Below are 17,546 nucleotides of genomic sequence, written 5' to 3'. Positions count from 1 at the left end.
TGGCCGGCTTCAAATCGGAATGCTGGCCGGAATGAAATCGGAATGGGTGGCCGGCTTCGTTTCGGAATCAATGGCCGGCTTCATCGGAATACGCATTCAGGCGCGAAGGAAACCACGCTGGACTATATCAAGGACTTTGCCGAGCGGCGCGGGATCGCGGAACAGTTCGGGGTTAGAAGCGAAATCGAACTTGCTCCTGCCTCAAAGGAGCGCCAAGGCCCGCCATCAGAGCGCCAGCATCTTCATGAGGAACGTGCCGGCGATCTGGTCGGCCCTGTTCGCCGCGAGAATCCTCGCAAGGATCTCGCCCCGAATATTGGTGGCGATCGGCAGGACGGTTGGGAAGGGGGGAGGGAGGGTTCTCGTCGCGTCGGGTGGTCAGAGGCCATGTCGCCGGCCAGCGACGGCGAGGGCCGTGCGGCGGCCAGCGATCGGGGCGGAGAGCGCAGCGGATTGCAGCCGGAGTCCGACAAGCCCGCTCCCCTTGTACCGGCGATCACGCGGCACGATCGCAGCATCGAGGACGTTGCCCGCGAAAAGGCGATGTCCGTCATCGAGCAGAGTTTCGACACGGTGGAGTCTATATCGCAGCATGTATTTCGCGATCCGGCTGAGGTGGCCGGCCGGCTACGCACCGCCATCACCGAGAAGGAGGGCAACGGTAAGATCATGGCAAAGTCCATGGCCGAGCAGCCGGAGCGGTTCGGGGAATTACGCGGCAAGTCTGGCATGTTCGGGAACAACAAGGAGCGGAAAGAGGCGCTGCATTATGCCAGGTCGATTTCCGCCCATATCGGCTATGTCTCCGAGGCCTGGGAGCGGCGGCTTGAAGAAGAACGCACGAGTGAACAATGGCAGCGTGAAAAGCGTGACGTGATCGAGGTTCCCGGCCTTACATCGCGTAGCGCCGAAATAATCGCCCAGGTGGAAAAAACGCCGGTCGAGAAACGCGGCCAGTTTATCGCGGAGCTGCGATCGTCCCCGGAGGGTCAGACCGCGCTCGAGGAGGCCAAGCAGGTCGCTAATGCGCTCACGCAGCGATTCGGTAATTCCGATCCTCGCAGTTTCGCCAAGGAGCTTGGGAAGCGTCCAGAGCTGGCGAAGCAGGCCGAGCAGATCAAGACGACCGCACGCATGGTGGAGCGCACGCGCATGGCCGAGCTGACCCATGACCACGTCCTGAAACAGCAACTCACCCGGTCGCAGGGACTTGGGCTGGGCCGGTAGGATGATAATGATCTGAAACACTGATATAGGGCCGCCGAAGCTCGGATTCACCCGCTGGGAAATGAAACCTGATTGCCGGCAAGATCCCCGTTGGCGCGACGAGCCGGCCTCATCGACGATGATTTCCCAAGACCATGGTCGGCGATGCTCGCGGATTTCCGATTATACGTCAGATCGAGGGAGTTATTTCAACATATCCGATCAATTCGGATGAATAACTGCCATCACCATTCGCTGCCCCCTTGTGCTTTAGCTCACGCTGCAAAGTTGGCTCAACGACTCGACCGAACAAATCCGCGCGCTGTTCGGGTTGGAAGGCTGGCGAAGCCGCAAGTCCATGGAGATATTTATCACAAAGACGCTCAACCGCAGGGAAACGCGTTCCGTCCGGATTAATGGCAATTGGCTGCACCACTGTACGACGTTCACCATTCCCTGCAGACGTTTCCACTATCCACAGCGATAGCAGCACTGGTCCTTCAACATCGCCCGATACGGCAATGCCGATCTCCTCCGGGGGCACGGTGCGCCAACGCCCTAACTCATCCTGCACCAGCGGATGGTCTATCCCCATAAGTTGCAGATCATCCTGACTTGTTGCCGCCTCACGATTCAGGGTGAAGCGGGCGAGGTGGGTGCCTTCAGAGGTGACGAGATCGTATGTACTATCATCCACCTTCACAAGCTTCTGTTGGCGATCCGCGACGGCTGCCGTGAAGAAACGCAACAGCCTATCCAAACTGGATGACACGTCCGAAAACGGCTTGTAGTCATCCAAACTGAAACCATCGAGGTCCTGAAAAAGATCGAAGACAACTTGCCTTGCTTCACGAGAATTGGAGAGCGCGGCCTCTAGTTCCACCTCGGTTCGCTTCAATTCTGGATCAGAGAGTGCCTCTTGATACAGGCGATCGTAGTTCAAACGCTCAGATAGCTGCCCAAGAATCTGCGCCCGCATATCCTCCGCAACATTACCCTGCTCATCGACCTTGCCCACTGTCCGCGCGATTTCGGTCAGCTTCTCGTCAAGCAGCAGGAAGATGCGTCCTTCAATTGTGTCCGAGAGAACGAGGTTATAAACTTGTGCCGTGTGGCTCTGTCCATAGCGGTGGATGCGCCCGATGCGCTGTTCCATGTCCATCGGGTTCCACGGCAAGTCGAAGTTAAACAGGATACGCGCGAATTGCAGGTTGATACCTTCACGGCCTGCTGCTGTGCAGACTAGCACGCGAGGTCCATCCTTTTGGCGGAAACGACGCTCTGCCGCCGCCTTGGCTCCATGATCTCCTCCGCGTAGCACCACAACGCCCTGACCGGGGAAGGTCTGCTCGATTTCGCGGGAGATCATGTCCACCGTACCAAGATAGGTGGCGAAGATCACGATCTTCTCGTTCTGGTTTTGGCGCCAAAGCGTCCCTAAGCCGTCGAGCAGCTTCTGCATTTTAGTTTCTCGCTGAGGCGGAAACACGCGCAGAAGATCGCCAATACGCAGGCGCTCTTCCGGCAGGTGCAGATTGACAACCGCGGAAGCGGCCTCTTCTGCGTGCGAGGCTAAATATTCGCTGTCATAGGGATCAGAAGCCATCTCCAAAGCCTCCTCGTCCAGCTTCTTGACCAGCCTATATTTCAAGTCGGCCAGCACGCGATCCACCTCGCTACGCCCAATGCTGTCGCGCGGCAAATTGAATTCCTGGTGGATTAGTTCCCGCGCCTCCTCTGTCAGCCTCTCCCGACCTTCGATGTCCAATTCCTTGTCACGTAGCAACGCCTCATGCAGCGTTAGCATCAACAAGCGTCGCTTTAGCGTGCGGCGCACGGCAGCAAAGCTTGACGCGGCAATCTTCTGGAAGATCGCCATCAGGAACCCAAGTGCCCGCCCCTGGTTGCCCTGGCGGCGCGCGAGATCGAAGCCGTCCTCTAGGTATTCGCGCAGCTTTTCGTAAAATAGACGCTCTTCCTGCGCCATAATGAAGGATTCAGTGTGGACCCAACGCCGAGCGAACAACGGTGAGCCATCCGGTTGGCAAGCGTCGGCTTTAGTACGACGGAACATCACTGTGTTGAGCCGATGGCGATTGTCCACCATCTCTTCGGGGCTGCGGAACAACGTCGGATTCAGCAACTGCGCCAGCATCCAGAACTGAAAATGGTTGCCTTGGTGCGGTGTGGCCGAGAGCAGAAGCAGATCGCGCGAATGATCCTTCAACGCCTCCGCCAGCTTATAGTTCTCTGTCTTCCGAACCTTTCCCCCAGTACGGTAGGCAGTCAGGTGATGCGCTTCGTCGAACACCACCAAATCCCATCGCGGCGCATCTAGTAGCCGCTTGATGCGCGCCGGTCGCTTCAATGTGTCGATGCTGGCGATTAGCCTATCGTGCTTTGCAAAAGCGTTGGTCTTGCGATCAGTTATATCGCCCTCGGAGCCGAAAACCTCGAAATCGAGATTGAACACCTCGTTCAGTTCGCGGTGCCAGTTATTTACGAGGCCAGCGGGAACGACCATCAAAGCGCGGTTTAATTCGCCCCGACTGGCAAGCTCGCGCAGGATCAGTGCGGTTTCGATGGTTTTACCCAAACCCACCTCGTCGGCGATCAGATAACGCCGGGGTGAGGCCGTGGCGATGCGGTGAGTGAGTACAACCTGGTGCGGTAGCAGGTCGATCTTGGCTGAGGTCAGAGCTGCTGCGCTTTCCATTACAGGAAGTGCGTGCGCTTCGTAAGATAGCCACGCCTTGCGAACGCGCTCCGTGCTGCCCGCTACCGCCCGCAGGATGCGTTCGGTGCGCGTTAGCTCATGCCGCAGTGAAGCTATCGGGACACGGCGTTCGCCGACACTGAAGAAGGCCCGTAGATAGCCATCACGAGCCTGCTCAAGAACGACGCCCTGACCATGCTCGTTATGGGTGATGCGCTCACCAGGCTGGAAATGAACCTCTGCCGTCACGCCACCACCTCACGTTATCCGCAGATGGAACAGACCTGCCGGCTTTCCGCCATCGCGAAGTAAGATCTCCTGAGGATATTCGTTGGCCTGTCCCCACAGAACGCGTCCGAAGTCGATCTGATGGCCATGCGGCGCATGGCACAACCAGCTCACCTCATCGGTGGCCGCCTGCGCCTTTATGCGGTTGTGGCCGCTGGGCAACCAGAAGGCCAGCGCGGCGTCGCCTTCGTACTCATCCTGAAAGGAAAGGATCGCGGGTTTGATTGCGTCACCCAGCCATGCCTCTGCATCCGTCGGGGTAAGCAGGTCGAGGCTACCATCCAGCCCCGCAACCACCAGCGTCTTGCCTCCATTGCTTGGCAGATCGTCCGGCCAGTTGCCGACCGCTCGCAGAAACTGCCTCAGGCTCCAAACCTCGCTAGCCGCGCAAATCTGGTTGCGGGCTTCCTCGTCCCACACCCAACTGGCGCCGCGCCGCTGCCATACCGTGTCCAGCAGTTGCCTCATCGCGTATAATCCTCGTCGTCATCAAACAGAGACGCCTGAACGGGCTGAGGCGCTTGGCTGGATTGCCAGGTTTTATAGATCGACACTGCTCGAGAGGCTGCGTTGCGAGTGACTTGGTCTGGGCCGTTGCGATGAAACCATTCCAGAAGCGGTCGCAACGCGACGTGCGGCTTGAAGTTTTCATTCTTCAACGTGTCAGAGGCATTGATCCCGCTGTTGTCGAAGCACGCTCCGATGAGTACCAGCGCCTGGTCCATATCGGATGTCAGGCGACGGCGGTGTTTTCCTGACCATTCCCGCGTGAAATCCAATGGAGCGGCACGCGTGAAAACTTTGTTCTTCTCTGAGCACCAGCCACGCTGCACGAACTCATCCGTTGTGGTGATCGACCCTTTTAGGAATTTCTGCAACTGGTCGCGCTGGAGATCGACTGCGCTGCCGAAGGTGCGCAGAAACTGGCGCGTGATTGGCTCAGCGTTAACTGGCGGCGGTTCCTTGCCCTTGTCAGCATCCTCGTCGATGAGTTGGTTGATGCCGACAAGCGCGTCCTTAACAGAGATGGCTCGCCCTTCATCTACATAGACCTTGCCGTAATGGCGCGAGAAATATTCCAACGCCTTGCCACGCCGGATGACCTGAAGGTCCGCGGCGGGCAGGCCCTCCTTTGCATGGTTTTCTAGCATGGCCTGCAATTGGCGCACGTCGCCCATCACCTCACGCCGCATCCGGCCCCAGCTCACCGGCTTTGGTTCTTCCGTGCGTTTGCGGCAGACGTGGATGATGTCATACTCGATGGTTTTCGAGCCAAACTCGCCGTCGCCCTTGGTCTCGTCCGAACGGATCGGATAGGTTGCTTCGAGGTAGTAGCCGGCGTCAAACAGCGACTCCAGCACCGCAACCCACGGCTCATCTTCGCTATGATGGAAGGTGAAGGCCAGGATACCACTGGGCTTGAGCGCACGGTGGGCCTCTCGCCAGCACTGCGTGAGTAGGCGTTGATAGAAGCCATCTGGGTCTTCCGGTTCGCGCGCCTTATTGGCAACCGCTTCAAGTGATTTTGGCGTGTATTCAGCTTGGAAGTAGTCCGGGTATTTGTCCTTCAACACAAGTCGCAGCCAGACGTAGAAGAAGTCTGACAGCTCCGAATAGTGCAACAAGCCACCGAAGGGTGGATCAGTGATGACCAGATCAAGGCTGGCATCGGAAATATGCGCTAGATCCGTCGAAGATCCTTGATATAACTTTACGTTACCAACGGGATCTCCAGGATATACCTTTTCACTTTTACCCGTAATCTGACTCGAAAGATCCGGGTTGCGACGCTTTAACGATTCAGTACCGACCGCTTCCCATGGATCAAGAGTCCACTCTCGCCCCTCAATAATTCCCTCGATGCAGGAGGCCCAATTGCCTCGACCCAAATTCGGGAACACACAGTTCTCAATCATCGTGGACTTGGGATGAAAATTATTGTTGGCGAACTGGGGTTCCAGCTTGTCTCCCTGCACGTTCCAAAGTGTAAACAGGCTCTGGTTTCGAAGATATTGCTGAAATGCGCCTAATACATACTCCCTAATTTCCCAATCATAATTTCCAGCGTTCACAATTGCTTTTAACAATTGTGCGTGAACGAGTAACTGGCGTGGATTGAACATATCCGACCAGCTAAGATAACCGTGGCGAGGTAGTGGCTGGCGTTGGTGGGTCATATGCCCAAATGGAATGTCGCTCCGAGGCCAATAATCTTTAAGATCGGTTTCTTTGCGTTCTTCCCACTCTGCGAAAGCAGAGTCATACTGATTAGCACTCGCCAAATTTACCGGAGCGAAGAAGCGGCCATTATAGGGCTTACCTGCAGCAGCGCGTTTAGGCGCATAGCCTTGGATGGCGAAAATGCTCGAAGGGGCCGTTTTCTGTGTTGCTTCTATTGAATCAACGATGGGCTGCACTGTACCGCATGCCGCGCAGGCGAAGTTGGCAGGTCTCGGTACAGTACCTTGTCCTGACGCAAAGGTGACGCCCGTTTCCGGGTCAGTCACCTCGTCAGGCAGCTTGCCACGCACTTCCAACAAACGAATATTCGAGGCGCGTACCTTGTCCCAACGGGTGGTCGTCGCCAAATCATCTCGCGTAGAACCGCCGTAAGGACGGCCGCTCGCATCCTGCTTCGCCTCGCCGGCCAACCATTGCGGCTGCAACAAGAGGCTCAGTTGCACCTTTTTGTTCTTGCCTTTACCGAGCTTAATCATCTCGGCATGACCGCAACTTGGGCAGACTACACGCTTCTTTGGATCCAGCACGGAATATGGTGTCTCATCCGGCGCGACATACAGCGGCACATCGGGCGCCATCCGCGCGGCATCTTCCTCGACATGGAAGTCAGTGCCGCACTTGCGGCAGCTATGTTCCCAGTGCTTGACGGTGAGCGTCTTTACCGCCATCACTGGACTGGTCATGATTGGTGTGCGATGGCCGCAGCCCGTTACCTGACACGGCCCATGCTTGGCCCAGAAGGTGTAGATAATCTCCGGGCCCTCATATTTATAGTCTTTTCGTTGATCGCGGGGGATAGAGAGCGGGTCGAAGTCGGCAGGCATCACTTTGTTCGTCGGTAGATGCGTCCAGGTACCTTTTTCATCTTCCGGGCCGTCACAGTAATAGTACGGTATGATCTGCGGCTTAACCTCGGCCTCGATGTCGGCGAGGAGCTTCTTCACTTCATCCAGATCGACGTCGGCTAGTTCCTGCTTGACCACAAACCATGCCACAGGGTTCAGGTCGTTGCCGAGCATTTGCATCCCGAGGCGCGAACCTTCCACTAGTGTCGTGCCGCCACCCATGAAGATATCTGCAACCTTGAGGTTCTTGAACGCTCCCTTCTTTTGGTGATTAGCGTAATAGTTGTCCCACACCAGCTTGGCTGCATGGGAAGGATCTTCCGGCGCCTTGGTCGCTGCGGCAATCAACATGGAGCGGAACACGCTGGAGCGGCGTCGTGCCCACCACTTTGACATTTGGTAGATCGGCTTACCCGCATTGCCTTCGATCACTGCAACCTGGTTGACCGGCAAAATCGGGAAATCGATCTCAAGGCAGGTTTTGGGGCGGTTCGGATCGTTAAAATCGACAGTTTCAAGTGCAACAGCCTTGCCCGCTCCGACAGCTCTGGTGACCTCTTGCGCGAGTATTTCTTTTTTGGTGGCCATCAACCGTAATCCTTACTTGGTCAACTCGACGAAGGGTGACAACACCTCCAACAACGATAGACCGCCATGCGTGAGCGTCGGGTAACCGCCGGGACTGCGCCATTTTCTGCGGCCTAACGCCAACAGGTGCGCGCCGTGCGGGCTGTCGATTTGCAGTGCTACGGGCGGCACGAAGGGGCCGGTATCACCTGCACCAGGCGTGCTGCGCCCGCTGGAAAAGGTTTGTTTTAGAAACTGACCGACCTCGCCGTCCGCATCTGGGAAGTATCCTGTGGCGGCATAGCCGTGGTCGGAGGTGATGACCAATCGCCGCCCGGTAGCAAGGCGTTCCACAAATGCCCAGAAATCATCGCTAGTTAGCTGCTCGGCAGTATTTCGTGTCAATTGCTCCAGCCCCTGGCCGGCGCCCGAGCCATCATGCAGTTTGGCATCGGGCCAATGGTGCCAGAAAATTTGATTTGGCGCATTGCCGATTAGGGCCTCGCAGTCCTTCCACGGCAGATCGACTGTTTCGGTCTGTGCTGGTTGCAGCCGATGAGCTAGACCACCGCCATTGTTCTGGAGCTTGCTGCGGCTGGCAAAGCCGAGAGCACGTGCAAATTGGTCGGTTTCGCCCGGCAGCTCGGAACCATGGGCGCTAACCTCATGAAGCGTAAAGCCGCGCTCCTTGGCCTCCTGCAACAGCCATGGCAATTCACGCAGCGATAGACCATCAAGGATCAGCAGCGCCTTAGCGCTGAAGGGTTCCTCCCACCAGCGTTTTAGTCGATCCGAAGTCCTTTCGACGCTTCCGCCGAAGGCTCGCCACAAATCCCAACCACTGGATGACAGGAACAGATCCAACTCACCGATTTCGCGGTCGCGTCGGACCACCTCGCTAGCCGCATTTGCTATGGCCAGGGGCTTTGATGCCACGTCGACCGCGTGGCCGACAATGATCTTCCAGGCATCAGTTTCCGTGCCTTGCTCAAGAGTGTGCAGAGCGCTGACCGACAGGGCCATTAATCGCCCTCTTTCTCAAGGTTCAGCTCAAAGGTCATACCGTCTGGCAACTTTCTGAGCAATTCCTTGAGCTGCGCGCCGGTGGCGGCCGACACTTTGATTGACACATCGGCAACGCGCGTGGCTGGCCCGATACCCCAACTCTCAATCTTGCCGATCAGGTTCAAGGGCGAGGTAGCCGGATTGGCGAGCGGGATGCGCGATGGAGCGGTGAGGCCGTTACTGCCAAAGATACCGCCCGGCGCAGGATTGGGAGCAGTTGTCATCCCATCGCCACCGGATATAGGCGGTGTGAGGGGTGGCGGCACAGCTGTACCGTCGCCAACAAAAATCCCGCCTCCTACCTCCGTTGGTGGCGATGACTGAGCAGCCCCGCCCGTCACAGAAACGGCGGAGGGCAGCATCACGAATACGTCGTCGAGATGCCTCCCCGTGAGCGAGAGCTTGGGGCGCAGGCGTTGCCATGCCGTATCCTCATCCTCGCCTGGATCGGTTTGCAGATACTCCATCCCGCGCACGTTGAGAGAGATCTTTCCCTTGGCACACAGGCGCAGCAGGCGCTCTTTCATCGCGGTTTCGCCTAACCACGGAATGCAATCCTGCCCAGCAGGGCGGGGCTCTTGCAACTCGCGCAGTAACTTGCCGACCGCTTCGTTGTTGTTGGCGAACTCGATCACCAACTCTTCGAAGTCCTCGGGTACAAAAAGATCGCTGATCAACGCCTCCTCGATTGCCTCGGGGATCTGTGACCCTTGTTTGTCGAGACGTTCAACGCTGAATTTGCATTGCGCTGGGTCAGCGAAATTCCAGCGCGACAGGACCGCAAAGCGATCGAACCGTTTCTTAAGGTTGTCGCGAAGGGTGCTCTCAAATTCCTTATGCAGCTTCCTGTATTCAGGATTTTGGCTACCCCACTCCTGCGCCTTCATTTCAGCCCGGGCAAGAATAAGCAGCTCGCGATCCAGAAACGCATTTGTGCTGCCGGCACGTGGCAACAGAAAACGCACCGTGTTGCGGCGCTTCTGTAATTGATCCTTGAGCCAACGCCCCAATGTCGCATCAAGCTTGTCAGGTTCATCGGGCAGTACAAGAATGGGAAGGCGATCGTCCCATCGGTCAGGATGCTCGGCATCATCGAGCAAGGTCCACGGATTGGTGGCCCAATTTCTAGGCAGAGCGATCACGCGAAAATTCTTGGCAACCTCGTCGCTGCCTGCAATAACGTAGCGGACCTGTTTGGCAAGCTGCGCTTGATCGGATCCATCGGCGAACAGCTTGTCGTTGCGCGCGTAAGCGATCACTTTGGCGCGGGGGTTTTCCTCCTCCCGGAAAAGCAGCTTGGTGCCCTCCTGGTGGATGTTGAAACTGTTCTCAACAATGGTCGCAAGTTCGACTTGAAAAGCGTTGTCATCCACCGGCTTATTGCGGGTGATATCCAGTTGCAGCATGGCTGGTTCCGCTCCGGCAAGATTGCCAACGGCAATTGAACGTAGCCATAACGCGCCGACGATCTCTTGCAGATGCGGCGTAACATTGGCGTGATCGTGCCTCGCTTCCGTCACTGAGATAATATTCTGCTGCGCCTTCTCACGAAGAGTACGATGATGCTGGTTGGCGACAGCTTCTAGCAAAGCGCCGATGCCCGAAGTATCGTCATCGAGCCGGAAATCGGCGGCAGTAAGCAGTGGGGCATTCTCGCCACGGCTCTTGAACAGGTTCGCCAAGATTCGGATTAGATCGCGCGTCTCCTGCGCGTCGGTGGCGATAAGCACCTGCTCCTCGAGCAAGCGTAACAGATGTGGGGCGTAGGGCCACGACTCAGTAAATTCCTGACGTTTGCGCTCTTGTTCGGCTGATGGCACTTCGAGAAGTCGGAAAGACTCGGAAACGTGCTGCGTGATGAGTCCTTCAATAGCGCCATTGGCGATCTGAAGGCGATTATCGAACAAGCGATGCAGCAGCATACGGCGACGATCCTGCTGGATGCGCTCTGCGCTACCGCCCGCTTTGAAATCAATGGCTACCGGGTTTACGCGATGTACCTGCTGATATGCGTCACTGCCGCCATTCCTCACCGAAATCACCAACACCAAAAGGTCAGGGCGTTCTTTGGCAATCTCAGAAAGGATCTGTATAAAATTGAACGCCCAATGCTTCCACGGATATTGTTTGGTGTTCGTCAGGCCATCGTACCATGTCTGAAATTCGTCCAGAAGCAGCATCGTAGGCTTGCGCTCAAGTAGCTCCATGATGAGCTTATCGGATGGAATTTCGGTCTTGGATGTCCCCTGACCTTCCCATTTGCCCTTAATGAAAGAACCGTGGGGATGGTTGTCGAACAATACGTCCCACAGAAACTTGTAGCGTTGACGGTGCAAGCTTTCTCCGATGACGTGCATCCCGTCACGCAGCGCGATGCTGCCGATGTTCGGATCGGCCAGCCTCGTGGCCCACTCCCTGAGCCAGGCCCCTGTTGATGTGGGATCAGTTACCGCATGATAGAGCGCTGCCATCAAGTGCGATTTACCGAGACCACGGTCCCCGATAACCACTACAGGGCGACCTTGGTTGGGGCCTACCGCCTCAATCCCTTTCAGTAAGTCATGAGTGGGATAAGTGATCTCGAGGAACTGCTTAGCAGCAATCTGGGTCGCCCCCGTTTGCTGATCATTTGACAGTTCGATGGCTGTGCCTTTAAGGCGCTTCCCCCGAAATTCCTCTCTTAAAGTTAGCCCTAACATGACCTATACTCCACCTTCCGCGGTTGAAGCACGGAAAGGCTCAACCCTAATTTCATCTGCCCGACGCCTGACCTCCGCCAACTCATGATCGAGTTGCTGCACTAACCAATCGCGGGCTGATCGCCCGAAGGCTTTCTCTAAACGGAGTGCCATCTCGGGCGAGATACCCGAACGCCCATTAAGCAAATTGCTGAGCGTCTGCCGATCCACGCCCAAGACTCGCGCAGCTTCGGTCACGCTCAAGTTATGCTTATCAAGGCAATCTTTCCGGACGAGAGACCCTGGGTGCATTGGCTTAAGAATCCGAGCGACTTCACCGTACGCAGCCATATACTGATAATCGACACTCGACAAGATTACGAGCTAGACCAACTAGGCACCACCAGCAACTATAAGTCGTTCTCATGATGTCGAAGCATTGCCGACCCTCCTCTATATATGATAATGTCCTTTATCATATATAGAGGAGGGAGTGTGAATGGCGATCACTGCGAAGGACGTGCAGCAGCTTAACGAATACGCAAAAGGTGTCATGGACCGAGCCGAGCATCATGCCGGTAATGTCAAGGGATCGGCGCTAACCGTGCTCGGTGGTATAATCTGGCGGGCTGATGCGGATTCGATCCGGATACGCCAATATGCCGGGTCGCCAGCCAATATGCTCTGGATCAAGGTGAACGGGAAAGACTACGCTTTCCGCTATGACCATGCTTCGCAGCAGATTGAGATACGAGACGGCTCCCAAAACGGGACGATCCTTCACGCCATCGACGACGCAGTTCCGATTACTGCGATCGAAACCATTATGCGCGGCCTTTGAAAAGCGGTGCGATGATGACGGATTTTTCCAATAAGAAAGATGCTGAGATCGATCAGTGGATCGCGAACTTTGAAAAGCGCGGCCAGACCGACGCTGCGCTTTACTATGAACTCCTTGAAGAGCGCGGCCGGCGTTCCGGTAAACGTCAGGGGCTAGATCTTGAAAAATCACTTTCCGCCCTGAAGCAGGCGGCTATCTCTGGGATCTGCATTACCTATGGTGACCTGGCAAAGGCAAGTGGTGTCGAATGGAGCAAGGCACGTCACCAGATGAACGGAAAACACGGTCATCTGGATCGGCTTCTGGAAATCTGTCATGCGCGACAACTCCCCCTGTTGACGGCGATCTGCGTCAACCAAAGCGGCCTGCAGGATGGCGAATTGGAAAAAAATGCCCTCTCTGGCTTTGCCGAAGGTTCGAGGCGGATCGGCCGCTCCTTTGCGGATGAGCTGGCGTTTCATCATGCTTGCCGCGAGGAGTGCTGGACCTGGGGCCGGACGCAATGAGCTTGGTGACTGTATCCGATGCTGAGATATTTCCTGTCGCAATTGCGAAAAGCGCAGAACGGGTCCGCACGCGGTTTCTTGAATTCTTCACAGCCCAGATTCGCAATCCGAATACCCGCCGATCATACGTCAAAGCTGCTTCCGAGTTTTTAGGCTGGTGCGATGTGCGTGGCGCACAATCGCTCGACGCGATTACCCCTATTCATGTTGCCGGCTGGGTCGAGGAACTGACTGGATCGCACTCGGCACCAACCGTCAAACAGCGGCTAGCCGCGGTGCGCCACCTGTTCGACTGGCTCGTTATGGGGCAGGCGATGGCGTCCAATCCCGCCCATTCCGTCCGCGGACCGAAGCATTCCCGTAGAAGGGGCAAGACCCCTGTCCTCTCGTCTGAGGAAGCCCGTCAGCTCTTGGACAGCATTTCCACCGATAAGTTGATCGGTAAGCGCGATCGCGCCCTGATCGGGCTCATGACCTACACGTTCGCCCGGATTGGTGCCGCGACGAGCATGGAGGTGCGCGACGTATACAGCCAGAACCGTCGGTTATGGGTTCGGTTGCATGAAAAAGGTGGTAAGCAAGTCGAACTGCCCTGTCATCATTCGCTTGAAGCCTATCTGGACGACTTCATCGAGGCGGCCGGCCTGCAGGGTACGCCCCGAGCGCCGTTGTTTCAGACCATCCGGCGCGGCACTGATCAGTTCTCCGGCAATCCCCTGCCCCAAGCCAACGCCTATGCAATGATTCAACGTCGTGCGGTCGCGGCAGGTATCAGCACTGCCGTGTGCAATCACACCTTTCGGGCAACGGGTATTACCGCTTATCTGAAAAACGGTGGAACGCTAGAGAAGGCAGCCAATATTGCCAATCACTCTTCTACCCGCACTACGCAGCTTTATGATCGCCGGAGCGATGATGTAAGCTTAGATGAAGTCGAGCGAATATTGATTTAGAACAATCGCTTATGGGGTGATTCGAGCGATGACAAAGATTAATCATAATAGACCGACGCTTCGCCTTCTCGACAACTACCGGCGCGAGCTGAGGTCCCAAGCGCACGAATATAGCAGCTCCGAGACGGCTTCGGAAATTTCGGTCAGTGGTAGAAAAAAGAAAATGCCGGGCGTGAGCCAATCGGCGCAGGAAATTATTCTTTCTATGTTTGACGCCGCCGGTCGCTATCTGGATGCTTTCTCAAAAATATTGAAAACCCTGTCGCTCGATGCTGGGAAATCGCTCCGGAAGAAGAGGGCTTCGTTTCAGAAAGAGATGGAGGATGCCAAGTCGGATCTTATAGAGGTATGCGTTAAACTGGTCGTGGAAGCTTTGCGTGAAAAAATTGAAGGCAAGAAAGGTGTCGTAGAGTGGCTAACTTGGTTCCAGAACGAGGCGCAACGTACAAACGATTATGGGCTACTCGATATTCTTGAGGTTGGGATAAAGCCGGCCTTTCAAAGGCTTGACGCTGCCATCGAGGAGGGCGCCTTCCGACAGGCTATTAGCTCTGCAAGTCCATAATGAGAGCGTCAATTTTCTCGCGAATATCGTATTCGACTGAATTGATCGCCATTGCATTCAAGAGATAATCCAGCACATTTTGACGATCGTCGGGGGCAATGTCGGACAATGCCTTCGCTGCTAAGTCGCGGTTCAGAGCAGCAGCCTGGTCAGGGGAAATATAACCGCCATCTTCAAGACTGAGAAAATCTTGCATTGTCATCTTAGGTTCTTTCTACATTCATAGCCACCACGCGGGCGTGGCAAGTTCTATGGTCGCGCCTCATTTGGCGCAAACCTATCCCTTCCGCGATGGGAAAGGCAAAATCGTCGATGCTCCACCACTGGTGCGATCTGTCACGGCTTCGCGAAGCTTCAGCCCGATGACTTCTGCATTTCTTGAGAACCATCCTGGGGGCAGCGCGGTAAGGTTTTCGATGTCGCCGGCCTTCATGGTGAATTCTACGCTCAGGAGGTCGGACTTGCTGCGCACGGCCGAGTCCACGATCAGCTGCATGGCGTTGGCAAGAACTGTCGGCTCCGAGATTGGCCAGTTCTTGTCCAGAGGTTCTTCCCGGCTCCATCCCTTGGCCGAATACAGCTTATACAGTGACGTCGCATGGTCAGCAGGGATGATGTCCAGATCCGAAAGGCGCCGTATCTGCGCTTTTACCGAAACCCGCCAGCGCTCCTTTAGGGACAGCAGAGACGCAAGGGAAGCGCTCTTTACCTCATAGGAATATGTCGTTGCGGGCATCAGGAATGCGCTCGCAAACCGAAACGCCTGGCGCTCGATCTCCTTGAGATCCTTCTTCAGCTCTTCCTCGGTAACGTGGCGATGCAGGATTGCATGACCGAGTTCGTGCGCGGCATCCATCTGCCGGCGCGGGAACGACATCTTGTCCGTCGATAGCAAAATATGCGGCCGATTGCCTCCTTGAGCCCAGCTGCAAAGGCCATCTAGTTTTGAAGTCCCCATCTCAATGGAGCCGACAATACATCCTACGCGCTCAAGCAGCGGCATCATGTCGATGCAGGGGCCATCACCGACGCTCCAATGCGTGCGCAGGTCAGAGGCGATCTGCTCGATATCCTCGTCACGGAGCTGCTTATAGGATGCGCCTTGCAATACGTCCGGAATATCGACCTCTGGGAAATCCACATAATGCTCCACGATGCTGCTGATTTCCTGCAGCCAGTGCATCTGGGATTCCTGGTAATTCAGATCTTTCACCAAGGTCGATGCCAAGGTGCGGTAAAACAGAGGCCGGTCGCTGTTGGCGACCGGTCTAAGAAAAAACTCTCTGCGAACGTGAAGGTGAGCCGCCAACTCGGCTAAGGCATCGGCATCAGGGGCGCTGGTCCCGTCCTCCCAGCGGGTAACGGTGCTGGGGTTGACGCTGATCAGAGTAGCCAATGCCTTCTTGCTTAGAATTCGCCGTGCTGCTCTCGCCTCGATCAATCGTTCAGGGACGAACCCCGGAGTTCCTACACGCATGCATTTCCTTCCCCGGCTTTATCAGCACGGGTCACTTCGTATCTCGGTCGTTGTCATTGTCGCCATCAGGCTGCTCTGGGGGTACAAACGGTTTGATCGTCTTTTTCAAGCTGATGATCGGTGTCTTCGCCCCAGTACCAGACGACGGCGCCGGAGCGATTACCGGTTCATCGGCATAACCTTCAAGGTATTTGTCGAGCGGCTCGTAGAAAAGATATTGCTCATAGGCCGCATCGATCACACCGATGGCGAATTCGCTGATCTTTCCGCCCCGCTCACGGTCACGAGCGACAAGGAACAACACAAAAATGTCACCGATCTTGGGCCCTGTTCCATCAAGGTCGAGGCGTGGCGAGAGGTAGTAGTTGAGCGTTACGCCAGCCTTGCGCGACACGTTTTTCACGGGCAGCGCTTTCGGCTCCGGCATTGCTGCAAGACCGAAGATGATCCCCTGCCCGTTCACCTCGAACCGCATGAAAGGCTGGAAGATCTTCAAATCGGTGAGCGGAATGATGCCGTTCTCGAGCAACTTGCCACCGTGAAGTTCACAGGTTTCTCGAAACGCCTTCTCCATCATGCGAAACCGGGCATGTCCCTCCAGCTCTCGGCTTGGCTTGGGGTCGAGGCCAGCGTGGTCGCGTACCATCGTGAACGCCTTGAGTGCGGAAGCGCTCAACCGGTCTTCCAGATCTAGGAAGAGATTCTTGAACAAGGCCGGCGGGAACCGTCTTTTGATATAGTGCTCCACAGTGCGCTCCGCATCGAATTGCAAAATACAGGATTCATATATTGAAAAATTGCGTAAAGAGCAAGTGGGCAGAATGATCTTCAATTTGGCATCCCTGAAAAACTCATGGGCACGTCTCTCCGTGACCAGGCTCTATTCCGCCGCGGCTGTGCCGCAGCTCCACGAAACCCGTTCCGGGTTTCCGCCGACAAGCGGTAACGATCCTTCGTGCTACCGGCATGCTTGCCGGGAGATGACGCGCGATTGCGCGAGTTCGTTTGTCTGATGGGGGAACCGAGGGCCTTGCCCTTCTCGCCCCCAAAATAGCCTTCCGCCCAGCTTCCTCCACTGCGCTTGCGCTGCGTTCCGTGCAGCCGGTTCCCCGCGAAGGCTATTTTCCCCCTCCATCCCACCGCTCGCGCGGCCCCGGGAAGCAGGACGAGGTCCTTCTTCGCAGTCCAAGGAAAGAAAGGACAAGGGAATGTGCGAACCTACTTTCGAGGAATGGTTTTTCAGCTTTGCGGGCGAACTGGCCCGGCTCAGCGGTGAGCTGCCGGATTTTGATGCCGCCTATGACCGGTATTTCCCGGCCTATGAGAACGGCATTTGCGGCGGCACATGCGCCCGTCAGGTCGCCGGGATCGGCTCGGCCGCCGTCTATGCCGACGAATGGGAGGACGCCGAATGATGCGTTTCGCCCCCTCACGCGATTTCTATATCCCGAAAGGCTCCGTGAAGATCGCCGACAAGGCGGGTGACGGCCTTGTTTACATATAGGGGCTCTGTGGTCATTTCTACATTAATACACGCTAAGGGCATTTTGCAGGTGACGGGAAACACATGATTTCCGCTCACCGTGATCGCGGGGCAA

15 protein-coding genes are annotated in these 17,546 nt (G+C 56.2%); 6 read left to right on the top strand and 9 right to left on the bottom strand.

All coding sequences use genetic code 11. The features are described from left to right. Window positions 1–1,227: BID domain-containing protein (locus tag CRO48_RS30190; RefSeq protein WP_176526951.1), on the top strand; the 1,227-nt coding region annotated here is incomplete at its 5' end. A 169-nt stretch (window positions 1,228–1,396) separates the two neighbouring features. On the opposite strand, the gene CRO48_RS30185 is transcribed toward CRO48_RS30190, so the two are convergent. From CRO48_RS30185 to CRO48_RS30160, 6 genes are read right to left on the bottom strand one after another with little or no spacing between them, the layout of a single operon-like run. Next, entirely contained in the window at window positions 1,397–4,171 is a 2,775-nt protein-coding gene (locus CRO48_RS30185; protein ID WP_097143360.1) for a DEAD/DEAH box helicase, read from the bottom strand. A gap of 9 nt (window positions 4,172–4,180) precedes the next feature. After that, the gene (locus CRO48_RS30180; protein WP_097143359.1) at window positions 4,181–4,678 is read right to left on the bottom strand and encodes a hypothetical protein; all 498 of its coding nucleotides are present in this window, start codon (window positions 4,676–4,678) and stop codon (window positions 4,181–4,183) included. Further along, a complete protein-coding gene (locus tag CRO48_RS30175) occupies window positions 4,675–7,884 on the bottom strand; it encodes a site-specific DNA-methyltransferase (RefSeq protein WP_097143358.1) in 3,210 nt (1,069 codons plus the stop codon). Before CRO48_RS30175 ends, CRO48_RS30180 begins: the two co-directional genes overlap by 4 nt. Before the next feature lie 12 nt (window positions 7,885–7,896). Then, window positions 7,897–8,886 (bottom strand): hypothetical protein, encoded by a 990-nt coding sequence (locus CRO48_RS30170; protein WP_097143357.1) that lies wholly within the window; start codon window positions 8,884–8,886, stop codon window positions 7,897–7,899. After that, complete coding sequence (locus CRO48_RS30165) at window positions 8,886–11,627, bottom strand: DUF499 domain-containing protein (RefSeq protein WP_097143356.1); 2,742 nt, start codon at window positions 11,625–11,627, stop codon at window positions 8,886–8,888. Before CRO48_RS30165 ends, CRO48_RS30170 begins: the two co-directional genes overlap by 1 nt. Before the next feature lie 3 nt (window positions 11,628–11,630). After that, on the bottom strand, window positions 11,631–11,918 hold the full coding sequence (locus CRO48_RS30160) for a HigA family addiction module antitoxin (RefSeq protein WP_097143355.1): 288 nt from the start codon (window positions 11,916–11,918) through the stop codon (window positions 11,631–11,633). Between the two features lie 187 nt (window positions 11,919–12,105). On the opposite strand from CRO48_RS30160, the gene CRO48_RS30155 reads away from it, so the two are divergent. From CRO48_RS30155 to CRO48_RS30140, 4 genes are read left to right on the top strand one after another with little or no spacing between them, the layout of a single operon-like run. Then, window positions 12,106–12,447 carry a hypothetical protein gene (locus CRO48_RS30155; RefSeq protein ID WP_097143354.1) on the top strand — a complete coding sequence of 114 codons (342 nt, stop codon included), beginning with the start codon at window positions 12,106–12,108 and terminating at the stop codon, window positions 12,445–12,447. Window positions 12,448–12,461: 14 nt separating this feature from the next. After that, window positions 12,462–12,953, top strand: coding sequence for a hypothetical protein (locus CRO48_RS30150; RefSeq protein ID WP_097143361.1), 492 nt, complete (start codon window positions 12,462–12,464; stop codon window positions 12,951–12,953). Next, window positions 12,950–13,906 carry a tyrosine-type recombinase/integrase gene (locus CRO48_RS30145; protein WP_097143353.1) on the top strand — a complete coding sequence of 319 codons (957 nt, stop codon included), beginning with the start codon at window positions 12,950–12,952 and terminating at the stop codon, window positions 13,904–13,906. Before CRO48_RS30150 ends, CRO48_RS30145 begins: the two co-directional genes overlap by 4 nt. 28 nt (window positions 13,907–13,934) lie before the next feature. Then, the gene (locus CRO48_RS30140) at window positions 13,935–14,471 is read left to right on the top strand and encodes a hypothetical protein (protein WP_141402152.1); all 537 of its coding nucleotides are present in this window, start codon (window positions 13,935–13,937) and stop codon (window positions 14,469–14,471) included. On the opposite strand, the gene CRO48_RS30135 is transcribed toward CRO48_RS30140, so the two are convergent. The 3 genes from CRO48_RS30135 to CRO48_RS30125 form a co-directional block, all read right to left on the bottom strand. Next, window positions 14,452–14,673 (bottom strand): hypothetical protein, encoded by a 222-nt coding sequence (locus tag CRO48_RS30135; RefSeq protein WP_097143351.1) that lies wholly within the window; start codon window positions 14,671–14,673, stop codon window positions 14,452–14,454. The two genes, CRO48_RS30140 and CRO48_RS30135, sit on opposite strands and share 20 nt — an antisense overlap. A gap of 75 nt (window positions 14,674–14,748) precedes the next feature. Then, window positions 14,749–15,948, bottom strand: a complete 1,200-nt coding sequence (locus CRO48_RS30130; protein ID WP_097143350.1) for an XRE family transcriptional regulator — start codon at window positions 15,946–15,948, stop codon at window positions 14,749–14,751. A 31-nt stretch (window positions 15,949–15,979) separates the two neighbouring features. Next, window positions 15,980–16,780, bottom strand: coding sequence for a hypothetical protein (locus CRO48_RS30125; protein WP_141402151.1), 801 nt, complete (start codon window positions 16,778–16,780; stop codon window positions 15,980–15,982). A 376-nt stretch (window positions 16,781–17,156) separates the two neighbouring features. Here CRO48_RS30125 and CRO48_RS30120 point away from each other — a divergent pair, with 376 nt between their 5' ends. After that, window positions 17,157–17,363 carry a hypothetical protein gene (locus CRO48_RS30120; protein WP_097143348.1) on the top strand — a complete coding sequence of 69 codons (207 nt, stop codon included), beginning with the start codon at window positions 17,157–17,159 and terminating at the stop codon, window positions 17,361–17,363. Window positions 17,364–17,546 lie beyond the last annotated feature (183 nt).

This window comes from Rhizobium subbaraonis, assembly GCF_900220975.1.
Taxonomy (GTDB): Bacteria; Pseudomonadota; Alphaproteobacteria; order Rhizobiales; family Rhizobiaceae; genus Mycoplana; species Mycoplana subbaraonis.
The sequence above is the reverse complement of the archived record's forward strand: the minus strand, read 5'-3'. Positions and strand labels throughout refer to the sequence as shown.